The organism is Geothermobacter hydrogeniphilus (assembly GCF_002093115.1).
Lineage (GTDB): Bacteria > Desulfobacterota > Desulfuromonadia > Desulfuromonadales > Geothermobacteraceae > Geothermobacter_A > Geothermobacter_A hydrogeniphilus.
The window spans coordinates 57507-82242 of the sequence record NZ_NAAD01000001.1; the positions used below are offsets into that span (position 1 = coordinate 57507).

Below are 24736 nucleotides of genomic sequence, written 5' to 3' on the forward strand. Positions count from 1 at the left end.
GTTTCACCCGGGGTGATTGCTTCGAGAAGGCAAAACAGCTATACTTCAGCCCGTTTTGACCGCCAATCCACCAACTATTGGAACCCTTTTATGGATACCCTGCAGCAACGACTCGGACACCGGTTTGTCGATCAGGCCCTTCTCAGCCAGGCTTTGACGCACAAGTCCTATGCCAACGAGCACCGTCCCGAAGAGGCGCAGGACAACGAGCGGCTTGAGTTTCTCGGTGACGCGGTTCTCGACCTGGTGGTCAGTGAAGCACTGCACAGCCGACAGCCGCTTCTCAGCGAAGGGGAGATGACCAGGATTCGTGCCGAGGTGGTCAGTGAAAAAGGACTCAGTTTCCTGGCGCGCGACCTGGGTGTCGGCAAGCGGTTGCGGTTGGGCCGGGGGGAGGAGTTGACCGGCGGTCGGGACAAGGACAGCCTGTTGGCCGACGCGACCGAGGCCTTGTTTGGAGCGGTCTTCTGCGACGGCGGATTCGACGCGGCACGGAAGGTGATTCTCGGGTTGCTGGAGCAGTTGATCACGCGCGCCGTCGACACCAAGTCAGGTCTGGACGCCAAAACCCGCCTGCAGGAAATTCTGCAGGCGCGCCATGGCCAGTTGCCGAGTTATGTTCTGGCCGGCAGTGAAGGGCCTGACCATGACCGCAGTTATCTGGTTGAAGTCCGGTTTCAGGGGGAAACGATCGCCGCCGGACGCGGCCGAACCAAGAAACAGGCGGAACAGCAGGCCGCCGCCAGAGCTCTGCGGCAGCTGGAGTCGTGAAGTGCCGGTCGATTTACCCGATTTTCCTGTCCCGTTATGGCTGTCGCAGCCGGTGCGTCTATTGCCGGCAGGAAATACATTCTGACGGCGACCGGTCCTGGAGCCCGGAGCAGGTTCAGCAGACGCTGGCGACCTGGCTGCCGGAACGCGGAGCCGGCGAGATCGCTTATTACGGCGGCAGTTTCAGCCTGTTGCCGTTATCCCTGCAGCGGGCGTACCTGGATGTTGCCGGTGTCTTTGTCGCAGCCGGCCGCGTCCGGGGGATCAGGATTTCAACGCACCCCGCAGGGCTGGGCGACGCGCAGCTTGAAATCCTGCACGGCCGGCCGGTCAGTTGCGTGGAGGTCGGCTGCCAGAGTTTCTCCGACCGGGTTCTTGAACGGGCCGGTCGGGGGCATGACGCGGCCGATATCCGGGCCGGGGTGGCGCGCCTGCATTCCCTGAAGGTCAGGATCGGTCTGCAGTTGATGCCCGGGTTGCCGGGCGGGGACCGGGCCGAGGCGCTGGCATCCCTGCGTCAGGCCCTGCAGTTGCGGCCCGACTTTATCCGCATCTACCCGACCGTCGTGCTGCCCGGAACGCCGCTGGAGGAGATGCTGCTCCGTGGCCGTTACCGGGCCTGGAGTCTGGATGAGGCGGTTGAAACCTGTGCTGACATGCTGCTGACCTGTCTGCGGGCCGGGATTCCGGTCATTCGTATCGGCCTGCCGCCGCTGGACGTGCCGGCTGTTGCCGGGCCCCGGCATCCGGCCCTGGGGCAATTGGTCATCTGTCGCCTGTGGCGCCGTGCGCTGGCCGCCGCCCTGGAACAAAAAAATGGTACTATCCAGGTGTCACCCGTCAGCCTGAGTGATGTCCTCGGTCACCGCAGGTCGAATCTCCGTTTTCTGCAGGAGAGATTCGGCCCCCTGGCTGTCAGGACATCCAGGACCCTGGACCGGCATTCTTTTCTGGTCGGTTCCGAACTCTTTTCCTGGCCCGAGATGGCTGCGGCGGGTTCCCATAGTGAGGCATATTATGCAGCATGAAGTTCATCGCGGCGGTTACGTCGCCCTGGTGGGGCGTCCCAATGTCGGCAAATCGACCCTGCTCAACCGTATTCTCGGGCAGAAGATCGCCATCACCTCGCCCAAACCCCAGACCACCCGCAACCGGATTCTCGGCATCCTGCATCGTCCTGATGCCCAGGTGATGTTTCTCGATACGCCCGGCATTCACCATGCGGCCGGCAACAAGCTCAACCGTTACATGGTCAGCCAGGCGCACGGCGCCATGAATGATGTTGACTGCATCATGCTGCTGGTTGAAGCGGACCGCCCGGTGACGGCGGCCGAAGAGTCCGTTATTCGTTCCATCTCCCAGTCCGGTCGTCCGGCACTGCTGGTGATCAACAAGATCGACCGGGTCGCGCCGCCGGCCCTGCTCGACCTGATCCGGCGCTACAGCGAATTGCACGATTTTCTTGAAATCGTGCCGGTGTCGGCTCTCAAGGGAGATGGTATCGAACAACTGCTTGACGCTCTGCTGCCCCATCTTCCGGAAGGTCCGCCGCTCTATCCCGAAGAGATGGTGACCGACCAGCCGGAACGATTCATCGTTGCCGAGATGATTCGCGAGCAGGTGCTGAAAAAACTGCAGAAGGAAATCCCCTACGGGACCGCGGTGCAGATTGAACTGTTCGAAGATCAGCCGGAGCGGGATCTGGTGGAGATCCATGCCGTCATTCACGTTGAACGGGAACCGCACAAACGTATTCTGGTCGGCAAGGGGGGCAGCATGATCCGTTCCATCGGACAGGCCGCCCGGTTCGACATCGAGCGCCTGCTCGACACCAGGGTGTTTCTCAAACTCTTTGTCCGCGTCGATCGCGACTGGACCCGGTCCGATCGCCTGTTGCGTGAATTCGGATACGAGTGACGTGATCAGCAAACTGAAAACTGTAAGCTGTAAGCTGTAAACTATATGAATTAGAGAAGTTCAGGTGTCCTGTGACACTTGGAGAAAGTTGGAGTTTCCATGTTGCCTGTGGTTGCCATTGTCGGCCGGCCCAATGTCGGTAAATCGACCCTGTTCAATCGTCTGCTCGGTCAACGCAAGGCGATTGTCGAGGATGTTCCCGGTGTGACCAGGGATCGCAATTATGCGCGGGTCGATCGTTTCGACCGTCCATTCATGCTGATTGATACCGGCGGGTTCGAGCCTGCCAGCGAAGACCGGCTGCTGACGCAGATGCGGGAACAGTCGCAGCTGGCGATCGAAGAGGCCGATATCATCCTGCTGGTTTTCGATGGTCGTGAGGGGTTGACGCCCTCCGATGAAGAGGTCGCGGCGATGCTGCGCCGGGTTGAGAAGCCGGTGCTGTTCCTGGTCAACAAGATCGATGGTGACAGCCAGGAACTGGCGCTGGGAGAATTCTACAGCCTCGGTCTGGACGACCTGCTGCCGATCTCCTCGGCCCATGGCCGTGGTGTCGGTGAGTTGATCGACCGCCTTCACCAGTTGATGCCGGAAGAGGTGCCTCCGCGGGAATCTGAGCAGGAGACACGCCTGGCGGTCATCGGTCGTCCCAATGTCGGTAAAAGTTCGCTGATCAACAGGATGCTGGGGGTGGAGAGGGTGGTTGCCAATCCAACCGCCGGTACGACACGCGACAGTGTCGACACCCCTTTTGTCTACAACCGTAAAAACTACCTGATGATCGATACCGCGGGCATCAGGCGCAAGGGCAAGGTCAGTCAGAAACTGGAAAAATTCAGTGTCGTCCAGGCGCTGAAAGCGATGGAGAGAGCCCATATCGTGCTGGTGGTGATCGACGCCGGCGAGGGGGTGACGGATCAGGACCTGACCGTTGCCGGCTATGCCGAAGAGAAGGGACGGGCGGTGCTGCTGGTGGTCAACAAGTGGGACCTGGTTGAAAAGGATCACACCACCATGGGGCAGTATATCAAGGACCTGCGCGGCAAATTCAAGTTCCTGCCCGATGCGCCGGTGGTCTTCATTTCCGCCCTGACCGGCCAGCGGGTTTCAAAAATCATGACCGAGGTTGAAAAGCTGAGCGAGGAGTTCAATCGCAAGCTCTCGACCTCCGCCATCAACAAGGTTCTGCAGGAGGCGACGGAAGCGCACCCGCCGAGCATTTTCCGCGGCAAGAGGCTGAAATTCTTTTACGCGACCCAGACCGGGGTGCGGCCCCCGACCATCACCATCTTCGTCAACCGTTCAGACGGGGTGCATTTTTCCTATCAACGCTACCTGGCCAACCAGTTCCGCCGGGCGTTGCGGCTGACCGGGTCACCGTTGCGGATCCGCTATCAGGACCGCCGCCATTGAGGTTGTTCCGAGGCCCAAATCCACCGGCAATTTCGGTATTCGGGTGTCGTCACGGATGAATCTTGCTTCGTTGCCTTTACCGGTTCGGTGCCTCGCATCTCCACCCGTCCCGTCACCCTCGGTTCGCAAAACAGCCGGTGGATTTGGGCGGGGGAAAGGACTTTACTTGTCCCCAACCCTGGGATATATTTATTTTCATTTAATTTTTCGCCTTTCTACGGGTATTCCGGGACCTTTCCCGGCCCCCTGACACCAGAGATTTATGAGTCTAGTCGGTAACCTCGAAGACCTCGGCCTGGGGGATATCCTCCAGATCGTCAGCCTCAGTCGCAAGTCCGGCGTACTGACCCTGAGCAGTCGCGGCCGCGAAGGGAAGGTCATTTTCTATAATGGCCAGGTTATTCGCGCTACCTCCAGTGTTTATCGCGAGAATCTCGGTCATCTGCTGTTGCGCAAGGAACTGGTGGATCTCGATACCCTGCGTCGGGCGCTTGAACTGCAGGCCGGTTCGACGGAGCGGGAGCGGCTCGGCACCATTCTCTCGGAACAGTTCGGGATTTCCCGTGATGCCATCGAAGAGGTGGTCAAAGAGCAGGTGGAGAAGATCGTTTACAGCTTCTTTGCCTGGACCGAGGGCGCCTTTTCCTTCGAACTCGGAGAGCAGGAAGATCCCGCCCAGGTCCATGTCAATCCCCTGCAATTCATGCTCGACCAGGGGCTCAACCCCCAATGGCTGGCCATGGAGGGCAGTCGCATCATCGATGAAAAAAGGCATCGTGGCGAAGATCCCGAAGAGACGCCGATTGAGCCGGTCACCGATCTTGAGGAACTGCTCGGCGATCTGGTCGCTGTCAAGGAACAGGCGGGCGGTGCCGAAAGTGAACTTCCGCTTGACGAAGGAGATCTGCTTCTTGCCCCGACCGGTGATGAAAAACAACCGATTCTGCTGGTTGATGATGACGACTTGACCCGTGAACTGCTCGCCGAGGCGTTGGCGGAACGGGGGCGCAATGTGCGCTCCTTCGCCGATGGTCGTGCCTTTCTCAAGGCACTGGGAGATGTTGCCGGCAGTGGCGGTCGACCGGTTCTGGTCGTGGATCTGATCATGCCGCGCATGGATGGCAGCGGCATCCTCGGCGGCCTGGAGCTGGCCGACCGGATTGCCGATATCTGTCCCGAAGCGAAGGCCTACGTGCTGACCGATCATCCCAATCAGGATGCCGAGAAAAAATTGCGTGAAAAAGGTTTCCCGGCGGTTCTCGCGAAACCGAAAAAAGATGTTCTTCGCTCCGGTGACGGGAAACGGGAACTGCAGCTTTTGGCTGACCGGATCATCGCCGGTGACGGAGCCGGGGAACCCGGCGTCGAGAGGCCGCCATCCGGAGACTATCACAATATCGGACGGGAACTGATCGCCGAGCTGGGGGATGATGCGGGACTCAGCTCTTCCAGGGGGCCTGAGTCGCCCGGACTCCATCTGCTCAAGGGCATGTTGCAGGAACTCAACAACCCGTCCCTTGGCGGCGGTATCATCCTGCTGGTACTGCGGTTTGCCAGCGAGTTGATGAACCGGGCCGTTATTTTCCTGGTCAAGGACGATATTGTCGTCGGGTTGGGCCAGTTCGGCATCGAACTCAAGAGTTCCTCCGCGGACCTGAATGTTCGCCGCATTGCCATTCCTCGTCAGGAATCGTCGGTTCTGGCGTCGGCCCTGAAAATGATGACGCCGCTCAAGGCCGAGCCCGGCGAGACCGAGTGGGATCGTTACCTGCAGGAACAGCTGGGGGGCGGTCGCCCCAAGGAAATTTTCCTTGGGCCGATCCTCAGCGAAGGCAAGGTGGTGGCCCTGCTTTATGGCGACAACCTTCCGGAAAAGACCCCCATCGGTGATACTGAATCGCTGGAAATCTTTCTTTCCCAGGCCGGTTTGGCGATGGAGAAGGCGCTGCTTGAACGACGTTTGAAACTGCAGGATGTATGAACGATGAAGTTGGCGTTGCTTGTTCCGAACCGGTGCTGATCGAGAGAGGATGCTGTGGCTGCCAAAATCCTGATTGCCGAAGATTCGCCGACCATGCGCTCGCTGATCGTTTCGACCATTGCCGCCCTCGGTGACTATGAAATCGTTGAGGCGGCCAACGGCTTTGAGGCCCTGCGGATTCTTCCTCGGGAAAAAGTCGATCTGGTCATCACCGATATCAATATGCCGGATATCAACGGTCTCGAACTGGTCAGCTTTGTCAAGAACAACCCCAATTACCAGAACACTCCGCTGTTTATTATCAGCACCGAAAGCAGTGAGCGTGACCGTGAAAAAGGCATGGCTCTCGGTGCGGATGCCTACCTGGTCAAACCCTTCTCCCCGGAAGAATTGCAGTCCCTGATCCGGCAGTATCTCCCGCAGGAGGCCTGAGGTGAGCGATCATTCCTCATCCCGGGCGATCCACGAGTTCCTCGCCGAGGCCGAAGAGATTATTGAAAATCTCAATCGTGGACTGGTTTCCATGGGAGAGCAGGTTGAGTCCGGAGAGATTGACCCGGATACGGTCAATGCCATTTTCCGTGAGGCCCATTCCATCAAGGGGCTTTCCGGGATGTTCGGCTTTGATGACATCTCCCAGCTGTCCCACCAGATGGAAAACCTGCTCGACAGCCTGCGCCTCGGCAAGTTGTCACTCTCCCGGCAGATGCTCGAGGTCCTGTTCCAGGGAGTTGAAACCCTCGCCCGGCTGGTTTCCGGCAAGGCGGACGATGACGCCTTCCAGCTCGATCTCGGCCCGGTCATGGCTCTTATCGAGAACCTCCTTGAAGGAGAGCCTGATCCTGCCGCCGATCTGCTGGACGGCATCGATCTCGACTCCTCGCTGCTCAATGTCCTGACGGAATACGAGGAACATCGCCTGCGTGAGAATCTTTCGCGGGGACGCCGCCTGCTGCTGGTCAAAGCCAACTTCAGCCTGGCCAGTTTTGACCAGGAACTCGCCGAGTTGACAGACGCCCTCAAGAAAACCGGTGAGCTTATCAGTACCCTGCCGAGTCCCGGAGATGCCGATGATCGCATCGGCTTTCAGCTGCTGGTCGGTACCGACCGGGAATTGTCCGAGGTCTCAGCGGCCATCGATCGCGATTCGGTCAAGTTTGAAGAGGTCCATCGCAAGCCGCCGTCTTCCGGCGCCCATCCGACGACAGCGAATCCGACCGTCACCAACGCGGAGGTAGAGGACGTCGCGACCGGAAGCGAGTTGACCGATCCCGTTGCCGGCGCCGATGAACAGGCCGCGTCACTGCGGTCTTTCAGCCGTACGGTCCGGGTCGATATCGAAAAACTCGACAACCTGATGAATATTGTCGGCGAACTGGTTCTTTCCAAAGGGGCCATCCAGCGCATTGCCGAAGAGATCAAGGACAAGGTCAGCAATGACCTGGCTGCCGATCTGCACAAGGCGACGCGCGGTCTTGAACGCCGCCTTGATGAACTTCAGGCCGGGGTTATGGAGGTGCGGATGGTGCCGATTTCGCAGCTCTTCGACAAGATGACCAGGATTGTCCGCCGGGTCGCCAATGAACACGGCAAGAGTGTTTCTCTTGACATCCGCGGGGCCGAAACGGAGCTTGACAAGTTGATTGTCGAGGATCTGACCGATCCCCTGATGCACATCATCCGCAATGCCATCGACCACGGGATCGAGACTCCCGAGGAGCGCAAGTCCGCGGGAAAAGAAGAAAGGGCCAGGATCTCTCTCCATGCGTCACAGAAAGGGAACCATGTTGTTATCGAAGTTCAGGATGATGGCCGGGGGATTGATCCGCAGCGGGTGAGACAAAAGGCGATCGAAAAAGGACTGATTTCGAGCGAGGTGGTGCTGAGTCGCGAGGAAGTTCATGACCTGCTTTTCATGCCCGGGTTCTCCACCCGCGATGAAGTCAGCGATCTTTCCGGACGCGGCGTCGGCATGGATGTGGTGAAAAACAATATTGCCGCGCTCTCCGGCATGATCGAGATCGACAGCGAGCCGGGGCAGGGGACCACCATGACCATCACCCTGCCGATCACGCTGGCCATCATCAAGGCGTTGATCGTGCGGGCCAGCGGTCAGACCTACGCGGTCCCGATCAACTCGGTTCTCGAGACTCTGATGCTTGATCCCGCGGTGATCGAGACCATTGAGCGCCGGGAAGTGATAGAATTGCGCAACAGCACTCTGCCGTTGCTGCGGTTGAGTGAAGCCTTTGATCTTCCTTTGAACGAACACCATGAAGAGAAGCTCTTTGTCGCCGTGGTCGGCCTGGCTGAAAAACGGTTGGGGATCGTCGTCGATGAGCTGCTCGGACAGCAGGATGTGGTCATCAAGTCCCTGGGGCGCACGCTTTCTTTTGTCAAGGGGATTGCCGGAGCCGCTGATCTCGGCAGCCAGCGGACGATTCTGGTGCTTGATGTCGGCGGCCTGATGAGTGAGGCTCTGCGCGCTGAGGTTGGTGCCCATGTATAAGGAATTTTACGGACTTGCAGAACGGCCTTTCAGCAAAACCCCCGATCCGCGCTTCCTCTACCTCAGCCGCGGACACAAGGAAGCCCTGGCGCGGCTGGTGTACGCCGTGGAAGAGAGTGACCTGGTCCTGCTGACCGGAGAAATCGGCTGCGGCAAGACCACCCTCTCCCGGGCCCTGATTGATGAACTGGAGGAAAACCGCAAGGTGATCCTGTTTATCAATCCGCGGTTGACGCCGATGGAGTTTCTCAAAACCCTGGCTCTTCGGCTGGGGGTGAAGAAGCCGTCCCGCAGCAAGTCCGATCTGCTCGATCAGATCGGTGCTGAACTCTATCGCAGCCATGAAGCCGGGCAATGTCCGGTCCTGGTGATTGATGAAGCGCAGCTGGTGCCGCATAAGGAAACCTTTGATGAAATCAGGCTGCTGACCAATTTCCAGCTGGATGACCAGAACCTGATCTGCGTCGTGTTGATGGGGCAGCCGGAATTGCGCAAGCGCCTGCTGCATCGCGCCTATGAACCGCTGCGCCAGCGCATCGGCATGCAGTACAATCTGCAGCCGCTCTGTCTGGAGGAAACGCGCGCCTATCTGCAGCACCGGCTTCAGGTTGCCGGTGGTGATCCGCAACTCTTCAGTGAAGAGGCGGTACGGGTTGTGCAAGAATTTTCGGGAGGCGTGCCGCGACGCATCAACCATGTCGCCGCCCTGGCCTTACTGGAGGGGTTCGGTCGTGAAGCCCCGCAAATCGACGGCGACGTGATGAATGCCGTGATGGACGAGTTGGCAATGGCCATTTAGCTGTCCGTGCCACGCGGGCAGGGTTGAAAGACTGTTTCTATGGACCTGGTGGAAATTCGCAGGAAAGCCGGACGCAAAAAGCAGGGGCGCAAAGATCCGCGACCGGAACCGTTGACCGCGACGAAGGTTGAAGAATCGATCCCGGAACCGCCGGTCGATGCCGCCGAGGCCGTTACGGAGCCGACCCCTTCTTCTTCCGCGGCTGCGGCCGACGACCTCGAACACGCGCTGGAGACACGGCCCGGGGAGGATGCCCTGGAACAACTTTTCACGGCCCAGCAGGATCTCGCGCTGGCGACCGAAGAGAGTTACCTGCAGGCATTCCAGGGGGGGGACAACGAAACGCGGCTTGATCTGCAGCGGTGGCTGGCATTTTCTCTCGGCAACGAACGATACGCGGTCAATATCGAGTTCGTCAACGAGATCATCAAGCCGCGAGAGGTAACGGAAATTCCCAGGGTGCCGGATTTCCTGCTGGGAATCATCTCGTTGCGGGGTATCATCGTGCCGGTTGTGGATCTGCGGCGTCGGCTGAACCTGGGTGTTGTTGTTGCTGACGATCGGGCCCGGATCCTGGTCTGTGAAGAAAAAGATCGCATTGTCGGCCTGCTGGTTGACAATATTACACAGGTGATTCAGCTCGGTGCAGACGAGATTGAACCACCGCCCGCCATTCTCACCGGGCTGAATCGGGAATTGGTGGAGGGGGTCGGCCGTATCAGGGGCCAGATGGTGATTTTGCTTGATCTGCCGCAGGTCCTGGATATGGAAATGCACGGAACCGAAGAAAGGAGCGGGGCGTGGGAAAGAAAATACTGATTGTTGAGGATGAGGAAAGCCTGCTTAAGCTGGAGAGCATCCTGCTGACATCCAAGGGATTCGAGGTGCGGGGTGTGGCCAATGGCACCGAGGCTCTGGAGGCGATTGCGGAGGAACCGCCGGACCTGGTCCTGCTCGACATCATGCTGCCCGAACTGGATGGTTTCGAGGTCTGTCGCCGCATCAAGGAGCAGGAAGCGACCCGCGGCATTCCGGTCATCATGCTGACGGCCAAGAAAAGCCGCGAGGACATGTCCCGGGGAGAAGAGGTCGGCGCCGACTGGTATATCACCAAGCCGTTCAAGTCGGCCATGGTCATTGAAACCATCCAGCGATTCCTGGCCCGATGAATCCGTTACCGACGATCCGCAAGGATAGCCTTGAAGAGGCTGCCGAGGTGCGCCGGGAACTGCAGCTCGCCTGCTTTCGGGTCGGGGTGCTGCACTACGGACTCGACATCATGCGGATCCGGGAGATTATCCGGCCGCTCAGGATTACTCCGATTCCCAAGTCGCCAACCTTTGTTGAAGGGGTGATCAACCTGCGTGGCGCGGTGATTCCGGTTGTTGATCTGCGGCGGAGATTTGACCTGGACATCCCCCCCGATGACCGTCAAACGCGGATCATCATCTGCGCCCTCGGCGGGCGGGTGATCGGACTGAAGGTTGACGAGGTCGCCGAGGTCCGGCGTTATGTTCGCCAGGACATCCAGCCGGCTCCCCATTTTATCAAGGGGCGGGATGCCGAGTTCTTTCTCGGGGTCTGCCGGAGGGACGAAGACCTGGTGATGATTCTGGATCTGGACCGGGTTCTTTCGTCAGAAGAAAAGATCGACCTTGCGGACCTGCAGTCCGCTGTTACGGCAGAGAAAAACTGAGATCTGCCGGCAACCAGGGAGCTTGATGCTGTTCGATGATTGTTGATTGTCCCGCCTGTTCGGCGCGTTTCCGGTTTGCCGCGGAACGCCATGCCGGGAAACGAATCCGCCTGCGCTGTTCACGCTGCAGGGAAGTCTTTGCCGTTGAGGTCGCCGCCGCTCCCCACGTTCTGGTGGCGCATAGTGACCCGTCTCTGTGCGCCACCGTCACGGATCTTCTCTCCGAGGTTGGAATTTCCAGCGAGACATGCCATTCCGGCAATGATGCTCTGGCCGCGATGGCCCTGCGGCCCCCCGATGTTGCCCTGGTTGATGTCGCCTTGCCCGGACTTTATGCCTTCGAGATCGTCGACAAGGTTCGGGCCCTGCCCGGTCTGGACCGGGTCAAGGTGATCCTGCTCTCATCGGTCTACAATAAGGCGGCCTACAAACGGCGTCCGACGTCACTCTACGGCGCCGACGACTACATCGAAAAACACCATATCCCTGATGACCTGGTCCGAAAAGTACTGCATCTTTCATCCGGACGGCGGCCGGAACCGCCCGGTGGGCCGGAGTCGGAGACTCAGCAGCAGGCCTGGGACGCGGTCAATGAACGACTGCAGCAGGCCGAAAATGAAGAGGTCAGACAGACACGGGGGTTCGATCTCGGACAGGCCCGGCGGCTGGCCAGGATTGTTGCTTCCGATATCGCTCTCTATCATCAGGACAAGGTGGAGGAGGGAATCCGCAGCGGTCGTTTTTTCGACCTGATGGCCACGGAAATCAGGGAAGGGGAACGGCTCTTTATCGAACGTTTCGGTGACCGGAACGGGATCGGCCACCGGCTGTTGCGGGAGGCGTTTGAAGAATTGATCGCCAGCCGAAGGATTGGTGAACAGCAATGAGGGCAGGGGGATTTCATGGCTGATGAACAACAGCTGATGGAAATGTGTTCGGCCACCGGCGAGGAGGAGCGCCTGCAGGGTCTCAAGGGGCTCGGGCGTTATGGCATTGAACGATTCCTGCCGCAACTCTACCGGGCGCTTGGTGATGAAAGCTGGAGGGTTCGCAAGGAGGCGACCGAACTTTTTCTCGCGCTTCCCCGCGCCGGCGAGCTCGCCGGAGATATCATCGAACTGCTGCACTCTCAGGATAATGCCGGGTTGCGCAATACCGCGGTCGATATTCTCGTCCGCCTTGGTCACTGCGCCGTCCCCCGACTGCTTGAAGAGTTGTCCTGTCCCGATCATGACGTGCGCAAATTCATTCTCGATATTTTTGGTGCCGTGAGGGCTGAAGAGGCCATGCCGGGAATGCTTGCGGCTCTCGCCGACAGTGACTCCAACGTTCGGGCCGCCGCCGCGGAAAACCTCGGCCGCATGCAGCTCCCCGAGGCTGTTCCGGCACTGCTGGAAGCCATGGCCGATGCCGACCTGATGTTGCGTTTTACCATCCTGGAAGCCCTGGCGCAGATCGGGGGGGAAGTTTCCGTTGAGGAACTGCTGCCCTACCATGAAGAAAAACTTCTTCGTCAGGCGCTGTTTGACTGCCTCGGTCATGTCGGCAACGGTGACGCGCTGCCGGTTCTGATCGAGGGACTGACTGACAGTATGCGCAATGTGCGCGAAGCGGCCTGTCTGGCCATACAGCGTATCGCCCTGCGTCACCCCGAAATGGTGCAGCGGGTCATGACCCGGCAACGGGAGACCGGTTTTATCGATTCGCTCGGCGAGCTGCTGGCCAGTCGTCGTGTCGATGTCCGACGCGGCGCGGTCCATCTGCTCGGCTGGATCGGTCATGCCGAAACCGCTGAACGGTTGCTGCCCCTGTTGCGTGACGAGGACCTTTCACGGGAAGCGGCCGCGGCTCTGATCTCCATCGGCAGCGAATCGGCCTGTTCCCTGACCGGGTTGTGGCCCGGGGCTGACGCTCAGACACGTGCCTGCCTCGCCTATATCCTCGGCGAGGCCCGCTGTCGTGACTGTGAGGACCTGCTGCTTGCCGCTCTGCAGGATCCGTCTGCCGATCTGCAGCAGGCCGCCGCCCATGCCCTGGGACTGGTTGGTGGTGAGCGGAGCCCGCGGGCTTTGGCGGAGTGCCTGTCGAAGTGTGATCAGCAGGTGGCCGATACGCTGGTCCAGTCCCTGTCGCAGCTGGCCGCGCGCTTCCCGGAGCAGGTGCTGGCGGCCATCGGTCATCTGTTGGAAGCTGAGGCCGAAGCGGTTCGCGCTCAGGCCGTAAGCGTCCTCGGCGCCCTTGCTGACGATCGCGTTGATGCCCTTATCGGCATGGCGCTCAAGGATGTCGCTGCCGCTGTTCGCGCGGCCGCCGTCAGGGCCTGTGATGGTCGTACGGGTGAACGGCAGCGGCAGGCACTGCTGATTGCCCTGACGGACGAAGAGAGCGAAGTGCGCCGCCTGGCTGTCGAGGTGATCGGTGCCGGTGAAGGTGAAGAGGTTGTAGAGGCCCTGCAGCTGGCCATGCAAGATGAGGACATGTGGGTTCGGGCCGCGGCGGTTCGCTCCCTTGCCCGTCAGTCCCCGGAAATAGCTGTTGTTCTGCTGGATCGGGCGTTGTCCGACAAGGTCGGGCTGGTGGTCATCGCGGCCCTGGAAACCCTCGGGGAACTTGACCCCGACGCGGCCTGTTCACGACTGCTCGCCATCCTTGAACACCCCGATGAGGAGGTGGTCAACGCCGCCCTCAAGCAATTGGCCTGTTCCGGCCGTTCTGACTGGGTAGCTGAACGGGGGGAAGCCCTGCTCAATCATGGCAATTGGGAAGTGCGCCTGACGGCTTCCCGGACCCTGGCCGAGCTGGCTCCCGAAACAGCTCTCCGACTGATGGAAAAACGACTCCTGGTCGAAGAAGAAGATCTGGTCCGGCAACAATTCAGTGAATTGATCGACGCGCTGCGCGCCGCGCAAGGATAGTCCCGGATGTTCGTCTTTACTCCAGATATCCCGATGAGCCAGGAAGAATTCAGGCTGTTGCGGGACTATGTCTACCAGTATTGCGGACTGCACTTCTCCGAAGAATCGAAATATATCCTGGAAAAACGGCTGGCCCGACGTCTTCAGCATCATCGGCTGAAATCATTCAAGGATTATTATTACCTGTTGCGCTACAACAGCAGCAAGGACCAGGAACTGACCGAACTGATCAACCTGCTGACCACCAATGAAACCTATTTTTTCCGTGAAGATTTCCAACTGAAAAGTTTCACCGAGGAGATCATTCCGGAAATATGCCGTCGTAAAGAGCAGGAGGGCAACCGTCGCCTGCGTATCTGGAGCGCCGGCTGTTCGACCGGGGAAGAACCCTACACGATTGCCATGCTGCTGCTTGAAAAACCCGAGTTGCGTGACTGGCAGATCGACATCATCGGCACCGACATCAGCCAGCAGGTGCTGAAGGTCGCCCGGCGCGGACTCTACGGGGAAAATTCATTCCGCAGCACTGAAGAGTCCTACCGGAGGAAATATTTTCGTTCGCAGGACGGCAAATGGTTGATCGATGACCGGGTGAAAAAACTGGTCACCATCAGTCATCTCAACCTGTTTGATGCCCCCAGGGTCAGCCTGCTGGGTAAAATGGATGTTATTTTCTGCCGCAATGTCATCATTTATTTTGACCTGGCCGCAAAAAGAAGAGTTATTGAAACCTTTCACCGCCGCCTGCAGCCTCAGGGTTTTCTGCTGCTTGGCCATTCTGAATCACTGATGAATATTTCAACCGCCTTTGAATTGCGTCATCTGCGGCATGACATGGTCTACCAGAAACCTCTTGCCAGCCTTTCAGGGGCCGGCCTATGAGTGAGCGGGTTGTCCGGGTTCTGGTGGTCGATGACTCAGCCTATAACCGGCGCACCATCATCCGGATGTTGGAAGAGATTCCCGGTATCCAGGTGCTGGGGTATGCCTGCAATGGTGAAGAAGGTCTGCGCAAGGTCTTCGACCTCAAGCCCGACCTGATCACTCTTGACCTGGAAATGCCGCGCATGGACGGATTTTCCTTTCTGCGCATCCTGATGCAGAATCGTCCCACGCCGGTCATCGTTATTTCTTCACGCTCCGGCGACGAGGATGTTTTCAAGGCACTCGATTTCGGCGCGGTGGAGTTTGTTTCCAAGCCGAGCGCGCAGATTTCTCCTGAGCTGTTCAATATCCGTGATGACCTGTTGCGCAAGGTACGCGAGGTGGCCGGGACCGATATGCGCAAGGTTCTGCAACGCAGCAAGGCGCGCCATAAAGATGCCGGACTGCCGGCCAGGACATCTCCCAGGGTTTTTCCGAGCGGACTTACCCAGGTGGTGATCGGTGCCTCGACCGGGGGGCCGCCGGCTCTGCAGACCCTTTTTACCGCGATCCGGTCACGGGTCGAGATAGGGTTCGCCGTCTCCCAGCACATGCCGCCCGGTTTTACCAGGGCCTTTGCTGACCGTTTGAACAAAATCGGCTCACTTGAAATCAAGGAGGCGGAAAACGGCGACCTGATGAAGCCGGGGCGGGTTCTTGTCGCCCCCGGCGGCAGGAACCTGACCTTTCGCCGGCGTGGTGGTGACGTGATTGCCCAGGTTGGCGAGCCTTCGCCTGACCAGCGTTACACCCCTTCTGTGGATGCCATGTTTCAATCCTCCAGTGAAATTTTCGGCGATCAACTGCTGGCCGTGGTTCTGACCGGCATGGGCAATGACGGCGCGCGCGGGGTCAGGCTGGTCAAGCAACGGGGCGGACAGGTCCTGGCCGAGGCGGAGGAGTCGAGCGTTGTTTTCGGCATGCCCAAGGAGGCGATTGCCACGGGGATGGTTGATCGGGTCGTTCCGCTTGCTGAGCTCAGTCGCGAAATTCTGATACGCTGCGGTTATTGATCTCCGACCTGAATCATGTGGGTTCATGTATAACAGTGGATATTTTGTCGCTGGATTGCTAGAATACCAAAGATTTACTCATTTTCATTTGCTTTGAGGAGCAGGTATATGGCTGGCATTGAAGATCATCACGGGGGGACCAACCGCGCTGAAGAATTTCTGCAGATCTTTAAGAAGGGTGCCGAATTCACCCAGGATCTGCTCAAGGAAAACGAACGACTGAGATTCCAGATTCTCAAGCTCGAAGAAAAAGAGCGTCAGGAGCCGGGAGCTCCCAGTGACGACGCGACGGTGCGCAAACTGCAGGAGAAAATCGCCGCGCTTGAAGAAGAAAAGGCCCAGATCCTCGATCGTATCAGGGAGGTTGAGGAGGAAAATCTCGATTTCGCCAATCGTTATGTCGATATCGAAAACGAGAACAACATGCTGGCCAATCTCTATATCGCTTCCTACCAGCTGCATTCGACCCTCGATTTCAACGAAGTTCTGCAGATCATCCTCGAAATTGTCATCAATCTGATCGGCGCTGAACAATTCGGTGTCATGCTGCTTGATGAGAAGACCAACTCGCTGCGCGCGGTCGGTTCCGAGGGGATTGAGCGGGATGAACTGCCGGTTATTGAACTCGGTGAAGGGGTCATCGGACAGATGGCCAAAACCGGAGAAAATTATTTTGTCGATGACCTGGAGCATTACCAGAAAGACCTGACCAATCCGATGGTCTGCATCCCGTTGAAAATCAAGGAGCACGTTATCGGTGTCATTGTTATTTACTCGCTTCTGGAGCAGAAAAGCAGGTTTGCCGAAGTTGATTACGAATTGTTCACCCTGCTTGCCGGTCACGCCGCCACGGCCATCTTTTCGTCCAAGCTCTATTCCGAATCGGAACGAAAGTTGACGACGATTCAGGGCTTTATCGATCTGATGACCAAGTAATGGCCTGGGAGGGAAAAATGTCAGCCTTTAAAGTCCTGATAGTGGAAGATTCTCCAACCATGCGCCAGTTGATCGTCTTCGCCCTGAAGAGGATTCGCGGGTTGCAGATCAGTGAAGCCAATGACGGCGTTGACGGTCTGAAAAAACTTTCCGCCGAACGTTTTGACCTGATTTTCACTGACATCAACATGCCGATCATGGATGGCCTGAAGCTGGTCTCACTGGTGAGGAACGATCCCGGCTACAAGGATGTGCCGATTGTCATCATCACCACCGAGGGGGCCAACGAGGATCGTGAACGGGCCCTGGCTCTGGGTGCCAACGAATATATCACCAAGCCGATCCAGACGACCAAGATCATGGACGCCGCCCGGCGTCTGCTGCCGCTTACGGTTTAGCCGGGATTGCGCCGTTGGGCTTGACAACCGGCCCGACTGTCGAGTTAAATAGCCGAAATCCCCGGCGGGCAACAGCACCGCCGGTTTGCAAGGAGGAACAATTGGCCAAAGAAGAAGCCATCGAAGTTGAAGGGGAAGTTGTTGAACCGCTTCCCAATGCCATGTTTCGGGTCAAGCTCGAAAACGGTCATGTCGTTCTGGCCCATATTTCCGGAAAAATGCGCAAATATTATATCCGCATTCTCCCCGGGGACCGGGTCACGGTTGAACTTTCCCCCTACGACCTCACCCGTGGACGGATAACCTACCGGGAAAAATAATCCGTGGCCTGTACCGGGCTCCGGGTTCGTTATGGTCATCATGCCGGGTGGTGGAATCGCCCGGCTGAAACGGAAAAGCCGGCTTGTGCCGGTTTTCCTTTTTACGGCGACCGCGGCGGCTGGAAAATCCAGGGCTGCGGACGTGTCCTGGTCAACACGGGTGATAAGTCAGGATCTATTCAGGAGGACGTATGCAAGAGCGCTATGATGCCGGCGCCATCGAACAGAAGTGGCAGGCCCATTGGGAGAAAACCGGAGCCTTCAAGGCGGAGATGGATCCGTCCCGACCGAAGTACTACCTGCTTGAAATGTTTCCCTATCCTTCAGGCCGGATTCATATGGGGCATGTCCGCAACTATTCCATCGGTGACGTGGTCGCTCGTTTCAAGGCCCTGCAGGGTTTCAACGTGCTGCACCCGATGGGCTGGGATGCCTTCGGCATGCCGGCGGAAAATGCCGCCATTCAGCATGGCACCCATCCGGCCAGGTGGACCTGGGAAAATATCGACAACATGCGTTCCCAGCTCAGGAAAATGGGGCTGTCGTATGACTGGAGCCGGGAGTTCGCAACCTGCGATGAGGAGTATTATCGCTGGGAACAGCTGATTTTCCTGCGCATGCTGGAGCGTGGGCTGGCCTACAAGAAAAGTTCGACCGTCAACTGGTGTCCCACCTGCCGGACCGTGCTGGCCAATGAACAGGTCGAGGATGATTGCTGCTGGCGTTGCGACTCGGAGGTCGAGGGAAAAGAACTGGAACAGTGGTTCTTCAAGATCACCGATTACGCCCAGGAACTGCTGGACGAAATCGACAACCTCAAGGGCTGGCCCGATTCGGTTCTGACCATGCAGCGCAACTGGATCGGTCGCAGTGTCGGTTGTGAAATCAATTTCCCCCTTGAGGGCAGTGAAAAATCGATTCGTGTCTTTACCACCCGCCAGGACACTCTCTATGGCGCCACCTTCATGAGTCTTGCGCCCGAACACCCGATGGCGGCAGAGCTGGTGACAGCCGAGCATGAACAGGAGGTTGCCGCCTTTATCGCCAAGGTGCGTAAACAGGATAAAAACAAGCGTACCGCCGACGATTACGAAAAAGAGGGTGTCTTTACCGGCAGTTACTGTGTCAATCCAGTCAGCGGCCGCCGGATGCCGGTTTTCCTGGCCAATTTCGTTTTGATGGACTACGGCACCGGAGCGGTGATGGCGGTGCCGACTCATGACCAGCGTGATTTCGAGTTCGCCCGCAAGTACGATCTGCCGCTGGTGGTCGTGATCCAGCCGGAGGGTGATGCGCTCGTTCCGGAACAGATGGAAGCAGCCTGGACCGGATCCGGTCGGCTGGTCAATTCAGACCGATTTGACGGTCTGGACAACGAGGCGGCCAAGGAACAAATCGCCGATTATCTGACCGCCGAAGGGATCGGCAAGGCGACGGTGAATTTCCGGCTGCGCGACTGGGGTGTCTCCCGCCAGCGCTACTGGGGTACCCCGATTCCGATCATCTACTGTGACGATTGCGGTACGGTACCGGTTCCGGAAAAGGATCTGCCGGTTGTCCTGCCGCAGGATGTGGAATTGACCGGGGAAGGGGGCAGCCCTCTCGCCCGGACCGAATCCTTCACGGCCGTGCCCTGCCCGCAATGCGGCAAGACCGCCCGGCGGGAGACCGACACCTTCGATACGTTTGTCGAATCCTCCTGGTATTTTGCCCGTTACGCTTCCCCGCGGGAGCAGGAAGCTCCTCTCGATAAGGAGCAGGTCAAGTACTGGCTGCCGGTTGATCAGTATATCGGCGGGGTCGAGCATGCCGTCATGCACCTGCTCTATGCCCGTTTCTTCACCAAAATTCTCCGTGACCTGAAATTTGTCGAGGGTGGTTTCAATGAGCCGTTCACCAACCTGCTGACCCAGGGAATGGTCTGCATGGAGACCCGCTCCTGCCCCGAGCACGGCTGGCTCTACCCCGAGCAGGTCGCAGACGGCAAGTGCAGTCAGTGTGGTCAGCCGGCGGTGGTTGGACGCACCGAGAAGATGAGCAAGTCGAAGATGAATGTCGTTGACCCCGACCATTTGATTGCCCGCTACGGAGCCGATACCGCGCGACTGTTTTCACTTTTCGCCGCTCCCCCGGAAAAAGACCTGGAGTGGAATGAGCAGGGGGTTGAGGGCTGCTACCGGTTCCTCAACCGGGTCTGGCGGGCGGTCTTTGATCATGTCGAACTGCTGCGGCAGGCCGGAGAGCCCGAGGATCTGCCCGGAGCGCCGCGTGACCTTCGTCGACAGACCCACCGCACCATCAAGAAGGTGACCGAGGATGTCGATGGCCGCTTCCACTTCAATACCGCCATCGCCGCGATTATGGAACTGGTCAACGCCATCTACGCGTTCAAGCAAGCGCAGCAGGCCCCGGGTGTGATGAAGGAAGCCCTGGAAACGGTGGTCCGCCTGCTCAACCCCTTCGTTCCGCATATCGCTGCCGAGCTCTGGTGCTGCCTCGGCCATGACGAGGAACTCAATTCCCTCGGTTGGCCGGCATGGGATGAAGCGGCGCTGGTCGAGGAGCAGAAGCAGATTGTCGTTCAGGTCAATGGCAAGGTGCGCGGCAAGGTGCTGGTGGCCGCCGACGCCGACCAGGCAAGCGTGGAACAGGCGGCCCTTAAGGAAGATAACGTGGCCCGTTTTCTGGAAGGAAAGACGGTGCGCAAGGTGATCGTTGTCCCGGGACGGCTGGTCAACGTGGTGGCGAATTGAAGTTCGTTCCGGTCAGAGCATTGTTGCTGGGGGCGTTGCTGCTCTGTCTGCTGGCCGCCGGATGCGGATACCGGTTTCGCGGCCAGGGCAACAGCCTGCCGGGCGGGGTCCATTCGGTTTATATCGAGATGTTTGTCAACCGGACCACCGAGCCGTTTCTTGAAAATCGTCTGACCAACGCCGTAACCCGCCGTTTTGCCCGCAAGAGAGAGGTTGAGGTCGCCGCCCATCGTAGCGGGGCGGAGGCCGTGCTTTCAGGGGAGATCACCGTATACGAGACCGAACCGATTTCCTACGATCGTAACGATAAAGTTACAGAATATCGTTCCATTATGACAGTTACCGTGGTTCTGAGTCGCCTCGACAGCGGGAAGACGCTCTGGAAAGGGACCCTCTCCTGGTCGGAAGAGTATCTGGCTGATGCCGACAAGGCGATTCAGGATGACCGCGAGCTGGCGGCTGAGGTTCAGATCAGTGATCGATTGTCGGACGAGATCCTGTCGCACCTGCTGGAAAACTTTTAAGGTTGTCCGCGATGAAAACCGCTGAATTGCGCCAGGCACTGGAAAAAGGATCCTGCCCGCCGTTGATCTGCCTGTTCGGTGAGGAAACCTTTCGCCGTGACCAGGTGCTGCAGATGATCATCGACCGGGTTGTTCCCGAAGACGCGAGGGATTTCAACCTGGCGGTTTTCCAGGGGAAGGAAGCCTCCGGACAGGCCATGCTTGAGCAGTTGCAGACCCTGCCTGTCTTTTCCCCCCGCCGTCTGGTACTGGTCAAGGATTTTTCGGCGGTGCCGGCCGCCGAAAGTGAAAAACTCCTTGATTATCTCGTCGCGCCGCTCTCGGAAACAATTCTGGTGCTGGTCGCGGACAAGATTGATCGTCGCCGCAAGTTCTTTCAGGTTTTCGGCAAGAAGGGCGTCCTGATCGAGTTCAAGCCCCTTTACCCGAACCAGATTCCCGCCTTTGTTGAACAGCAGGTTCTGGCTGCCGGTAAACGCATGACCGAAGACGCGATGGCTTTTTTCTGCCGCCGGGTCGGAACCAACCTGCAGGAAATTCATGGGGAGTTGGAAAAACTCTGCAGTTATCTCGGAGACCGCAACCTGGTCGATGTCGATGATGTTCGCGCGGTGGTTTCCGATATCCGGGCCGACAGTGTCTTCGACCTGACCAATGCCCTGGGCAAAAAACAGACCAGCGAAGCTCTGCGGCTGCTCGGCCGGTTGCTGGCGGATGGCATGGCTCCGGTGCTGGTCCTCAGCATGATGGTGCGCCACTTCCGCCAGTTGTGGAAGACCAGTGAATTGCTGGCGCAGGGCGGGGGGCGCAAGGACATTGCTGCCGCAATCAGGGTGAACCCCTATTTTGTCGATGGATTGATTCGTCAGGCGCGACAATTCCGGACGGCTCAATTTGAGGCCTGGTTTGAACTTTTTCTGGAGGCCGATCTGAAACTCAAATCGAGCGGCAGTAATCCCCGGGCGATTCTGGAAGCGCTGGTGATGAAACTGGCCACCTGAGCCCGGCAGCAGCAGGCCGATTCAGGAGGACAAAAAAAGGCCCCGAAGACGGGGCCTTTTCAATTCTGGTCAACTGATTGCGCTTCAGGACGCCGACATGGCGTTGACCAACCGGGTCAGGCGGGAGATCTTGCGGCTGGCAGTCGCCTTATGGATGACGCCCTTGGTGGCCGCCTTGTCGATATAGGGAACGGCTTTGGCCAGGCTGGCCTGTGCCGCTTCCGGGTCGCCCGCCGCGACGGCGGTCCGGACCTGCTTGACAAGGGTTCGCATGGTGGAACGGATATGGGTGTTACGGGCATTGCGGATCTGATTCTGGCGGTTGCGCTTCAGCGCGGACTTGTGATTAGCCAATTGGGCCTCCTGTGACAAGCATTGTTTTCTTCAGTGGCCGTTTTATATCACCGGCACCCCCCTTCGTCAAGATAAAAACTGTCAAATGTTAAATAGAAAATACCACAAAAACAAGTAGTTGAATTGCGAATGTCGAGGATTAATAAAAAATAATCCCAGCGACTGATGGTCCTCTTGTCCTGTCCGGCGATATCGCGCCGGAGGAAGTCGTTGCCAGCGCAAAATCCCTGTGTTAATCCTTGCGCCATGACTGATCGCCAACAAATCACCCGATCCACCGGTATCCTCGGCGCGGCCACCGGGCTCAGCCGTATCGGCGGACTGGTTCGTGATGTGGTTGTGGCCGGTCTCTTCGGTGCCGGTTTCGCCACCGACGCCTTTTTCATGGCTTTCACCATCCCCAACCTGCTGCGCCGGTTCTTTGCCGAAGGGTCTCTGACCGCTGCCTTTGTCCCCACTTACAGCGAGATCTATCACCTGCAGGGGGAGGACGAGGCCCGCCGGGTGGCCAATATCTGCTGGACCCTGCTGACCCTGGTCATGGCGGTGGTGGTCGCGGCAGGGATTTTCGCCTCTCCCTGGCTGGTCGGTGCCATCGGTCACGGGTTTGCCGCCACACCGGGCAAATTGGCCCTGACCGATATGCTCAACCGGTTGATGTTTCCCTACATTTTCTTTGTCAGCCTGTTGGCGCTGGCAACCGGCATTCTCAACGTCCGCGGTCATTTTTTCCTGCCGGCGGTTTCACCGCTGGTACTCAATCTTTCGATGATTACCAGCGGGCTGCTGTTTTCCGGCTGGTGTGATCCGCCGATTCTGTCACTGGCGTTCGGGGTTATTCTCGGTGGCCTGCTGCAGTTGTTGATGCAGATTCCCGTTCTGCGCCGGCATCGCCAACTGCCGAAACCCGATTTTCATTTTTTCGATCCGGCGGTCAGGAAAATCACCCGGTTGATGATCCCGGGCCTGTTCGGTGTCGCCATCTATCAGGTCAACGTCATTATCACCCGACTTCTGGCCTCGTTTCTCCCGGAGGGGAGCGTCAGTTATCTTTATTACGGACAGCGTTTGTTCGAGTTCCCGCAGGGGATTTTTATCGTTTCACTGGCCCAGGCGGTGCTGCCGACATTGAGCCGTCAGGCGGCGGAAAATGATCGGCCGGCTCTGGCCGAGTCGGTCCGTTTTGCCCTGATGCTGATGCTGGTCGGTATCCTGCCGGCAACCGTCGGCCTGATTCTCTGCGCCGAACCGGTCTACAGCCTTTTTTTCATGCGCGGTCAGTTCGGCAGCAACGCCGTTCATCAATCGGCCCTGGCCCTGGCGGCCTACGCGCCGGGATTGCTCTGCGTCGGTTTCAGCCGGGTGCTGGCTCCGACCTTTTACGCGCTCAAGGACACCCGGACCCCGGTGCTGATTTCCTTCTGGACCCTGCTGATCAACGTCGGGCTCGGATTGCTGCTGATGGGGCCCATGCGCCATGTCGGGCTGGCGCTGGCTCTGTCCGTCGCCTCGCTGTTCAATGCCCTGCTGCTGGGGGGCGTGCTGCTGCGGCGGTTGCCTGAACTGAACCTCCGGCCGATGTTGCCGGCACTGATGAAACTGATTGTCCCGGTCATGGTGATGGGACTGGCCGTCTGGAGCATTCTCGGCAGCGTTGACTGGCTGCAGCCGGGCAACCTGCTCCACAAGGGGGTTGTCCTCACGCTGGCGGTGACGGCCGGTCTGCTGCTCTATGGCGGTGGTTGTCTGCTGTTCAGAGTGGAGGGGGCCGACCGGGTCGGGGAGATCATCCGCAGGAAGTTGTTCAGGGGGAAGGGGTGAAGCCCGCCCTGTTGCCGGGATGTCGCCGCAGGTTGACAGCCGGGAGGCTGCAGCGGCGGTCGGGCTTCTCGGAAAACGTTTTCAGCCGGATTTAACCAGCGGTCATCCCCAACTGCCGCAACGCCTCGTAGGCGACGATTCCGGCAGCCGTTGAGAGATTCAGGCTGCGGACGCTTTCGGTGAAGATCGGGATGCGGATCGCCCGCCCTCCGGCTTCAGCCAGGATGTCTTCCGGAAGACCTTTGGTCTCCTTGCCGAACACCAGAAAATCCCCTTTTTGATAGTCGACACTTGTGTAGCTGTTTCCGGCCTTCTTCGAAGTGTACCAGAAACGGGCTCGTGGATAAGCGGCCTGCAGTGTCGGGAAGTCATCCCATCGCCGCAGCTGTACGGCAGGCCAGTAATCCAGTCCGGCTCGTTTCAGGTAACGGTCGTCGAGGGAAAAACCGAGCCTGCCGACCAGATGCAGGTGGATGCCGGTCGCGGCGCAGAGGCGGGCGATGTTGCCGGTGTTCGGCGGGATCTCCGGCTCGATCAGGACGATGTGGAGAGGTGGCTGTTTCATGGTGGGGGACTATAGCACAAAGTCGAACAGGCCGGGAGATGGACCTGAATCAATGACTTGTACTCTCTGTCGACAAGGGACTCACCGATCCTGGGTGAAGAAAAAGGGGGACCCGTTCGGGTCCCC

General features: G+C 58.6%; 24 protein-coding genes. 22 read left to right on the forward strand and 2 right to left on the reverse strand.

The annotated features are described in order from the left end of the window. Positions 1–90: 90 nt before the first annotated feature. The 21 genes from rnc (at position 91) to holA (ending at position 21870) form a co-directional block, all read left to right on the forward strand. Complete coding sequence (rnc, locus tag B5V00_RS00255; protein ID WP_085008315.1) at positions 91–771, forward strand: ribonuclease III; 681 nt, start codon at positions 91–93, stop codon at positions 769–771. Further along, complete coding sequence (locus B5V00_RS00260) at positions 768–1799, forward strand: elongator complex protein 3 (RefSeq protein ID WP_085008317.1); 1032 nt, start codon at positions 768–770, stop codon at positions 1797–1799. Before rnc ends, B5V00_RS00260 begins: the two co-directional genes overlap by 4 nt. Continuing rightward, complete coding sequence (gene era, locus B5V00_RS00265) at positions 1789–2688, forward strand: GTPase Era (protein WP_085008319.1); 900 nt, start codon at positions 1789–1791, stop codon at positions 2686–2688. Before B5V00_RS00260 ends, era begins: the two co-directional genes overlap by 11 nt. Before the next feature lie 99 nt (positions 2689–2787). Further along, positions 2788–4101, forward strand: coding sequence for a ribosome biogenesis GTPase Der (gene der / locus B5V00_RS00270; RefSeq protein ID WP_085008321.1), 1314 nt, complete (start codon positions 2788–2790; stop codon positions 4099–4101). A gap of 262 nt (positions 4102–4363) precedes the next feature. Then, complete coding sequence (locus B5V00_RS00275; RefSeq protein WP_085008323.1) at positions 4364–6082, forward strand: response regulator; 1719 nt, start codon at positions 4364–4366, stop codon at positions 6080–6082. 54 nt (positions 6083–6136) lie between these two features. Further along, on the forward strand, positions 6137–6514 hold the full coding sequence (locus tag B5V00_RS00280) for a response regulator (protein WP_139800600.1): 378 nt from the start codon (positions 6137–6139) through the stop codon (positions 6512–6514). Between the two features lies 1 nt (position 6515). Continuing rightward, positions 6516–8591: a chemotaxis protein CheA gene (locus tag B5V00_RS00285; protein ID WP_245803878.1), complete on the forward strand. Its 2076-nt coding sequence runs from the start codon at positions 6516–6518 to the stop codon at positions 8589–8591. Next, positions 8584–9390, forward strand: a complete 807-nt coding sequence (locus B5V00_RS00290) for an ExeA family protein (protein ID WP_085008326.1) — start codon at positions 8584–8586, stop codon at positions 9388–9390. Before B5V00_RS00285 ends, B5V00_RS00290 begins: the two co-directional genes overlap by 8 nt. 39 nt (positions 9391–9429) lie before the next feature. Beyond that, complete coding sequence (locus tag B5V00_RS00295; protein ID WP_085008328.1) at positions 9430–10209, forward strand: chemotaxis protein CheW; 780 nt, start codon at positions 9430–9432, stop codon at positions 10207–10209. Next, complete coding sequence (locus tag B5V00_RS00300) at positions 10191–10559, forward strand: response regulator transcription factor (RefSeq protein ID WP_085008330.1); 369 nt, start codon at positions 10191–10193, stop codon at positions 10557–10559. Before B5V00_RS00295 ends, B5V00_RS00300 begins: the two co-directional genes overlap by 19 nt. Beyond that, the gene (locus B5V00_RS00305; RefSeq protein ID WP_085008333.1) at positions 10556–11086 is read left to right on the forward strand and encodes a chemotaxis protein CheW; all 531 of its coding nucleotides are present in this window, start codon (positions 10556–10558) and stop codon (positions 11084–11086) included. The genes B5V00_RS00300 and B5V00_RS00305 overlap by 4 nt, the downstream gene beginning before the upstream one ends. A 35-nt stretch (positions 11087–11121) precedes the next feature. Further along, complete coding sequence (locus B5V00_RS00310; protein WP_085008942.1) at positions 11122–11973, forward strand: response regulator; 852 nt, start codon at positions 11122–11124, stop codon at positions 11971–11973. A 15-nt stretch (positions 11974–11988) separates the two neighbouring features. Continuing rightward, positions 11989–14001: a HEAT repeat domain-containing protein gene (locus B5V00_RS00315; protein WP_085008334.1), complete on the forward strand. Its 2013-nt coding sequence runs from the start codon at positions 11989–11991 to the stop codon at positions 13999–14001. 6 nt (positions 14002–14007) lie between these two features. Beyond that, positions 14008–14883 (forward strand): CheR family methyltransferase, encoded by an 876-nt coding sequence (locus B5V00_RS00320; protein ID WP_085008336.1) that lies wholly within the window; start codon positions 14008–14010, stop codon positions 14881–14883. Then, positions 14880–15938, forward strand: coding sequence for a chemotaxis-specific protein-glutamate methyltransferase CheB (gene cheB, locus B5V00_RS00325; RefSeq protein WP_085008338.1), 1059 nt, complete (start codon positions 14880–14882; stop codon positions 15936–15938). The genes B5V00_RS00320 and cheB overlap by 4 nt, the downstream gene beginning before the upstream one ends. A gap of 108 nt (positions 15939–16046) precedes the next feature. After that, positions 16047–16874, forward strand: coding sequence for a GAF domain-containing protein (locus B5V00_RS00330; RefSeq protein ID WP_085008341.1), 828 nt, complete (start codon positions 16047–16049; stop codon positions 16872–16874). Positions 16875–16891: 17 nt separating this feature from the next. Then, positions 16892–17272 carry a response regulator gene (locus B5V00_RS00335; RefSeq protein ID WP_085008944.1) on the forward strand — a complete coding sequence of 127 codons (381 nt, stop codon included), beginning with the start codon at positions 16892–16894 and terminating at the stop codon, positions 17270–17272. A gap of 101 nt (positions 17273–17373) precedes the next feature. Beyond that, entirely contained in the window at positions 17374–17592 is a 219-nt protein-coding gene (gene infA, locus B5V00_RS00340) for a translation initiation factor IF-1 (protein WP_085008343.1), read from the forward strand. Between the two features lie 191 nt (positions 17593–17783). Beyond that, positions 17784–20345: a leucine--tRNA ligase gene (gene leuS, locus B5V00_RS00345; protein ID WP_085008345.1), complete on the forward strand. Its 2562-nt coding sequence runs from the start codon at positions 17784–17786 to the stop codon at positions 20343–20345. Further along, positions 20342–20869, forward strand: coding sequence for an LPS assembly lipoprotein LptE (lptE, locus tag B5V00_RS00350; protein ID WP_085008347.1), 528 nt, complete (start codon positions 20342–20344; stop codon positions 20867–20869). The genes leuS and lptE overlap by 4 nt, the downstream gene beginning before the upstream one ends. Before the next feature lie 11 nt (positions 20870–20880). Next, positions 20881–21870, forward strand: coding sequence for a DNA polymerase III subunit delta (gene holA, locus B5V00_RS00355; RefSeq protein ID WP_085008350.1), 990 nt, complete (start codon positions 20881–20883; stop codon positions 21868–21870). 84 nt (positions 21871–21954) lie between these two features. Here holA and rpsT read toward each other — a convergent pair whose 3' ends face one another. Continuing rightward, positions 21955–22224 carry a 30S ribosomal protein S20 gene (gene rpsT / locus B5V00_RS00360; protein WP_085008352.1) on the reverse strand — a complete coding sequence of 90 codons (270 nt, stop codon included), beginning with the start codon at positions 22222–22224 and terminating at the stop codon, positions 21955–21957. Positions 22225–22470: 246 nt separating this feature from the next. Here rpsT and murJ point away from each other — a divergent pair, with 246 nt between their 5' ends. After that, positions 22471–24045: a murein biosynthesis integral membrane protein MurJ gene (murJ, locus tag B5V00_RS00365; protein WP_085008354.1), complete on the forward strand. Its 1575-nt coding sequence runs from the start codon at positions 22471–22473 to the stop codon at positions 24043–24045. Between the two features lie 91 nt (positions 24046–24136). Here murJ and B5V00_RS00370 read toward each other — a convergent pair whose 3' ends face one another. Further along, the gene (locus B5V00_RS00370; protein ID WP_085008356.1) at positions 24137–24610 is read right to left on the reverse strand and encodes a tRNA (cytidine(34)-2'-O)-methyltransferase; all 474 of its coding nucleotides are present in this window, start codon (positions 24608–24610) and stop codon (positions 24137–24139) included. Positions 24611–24736 lie beyond the last annotated feature (126 nt).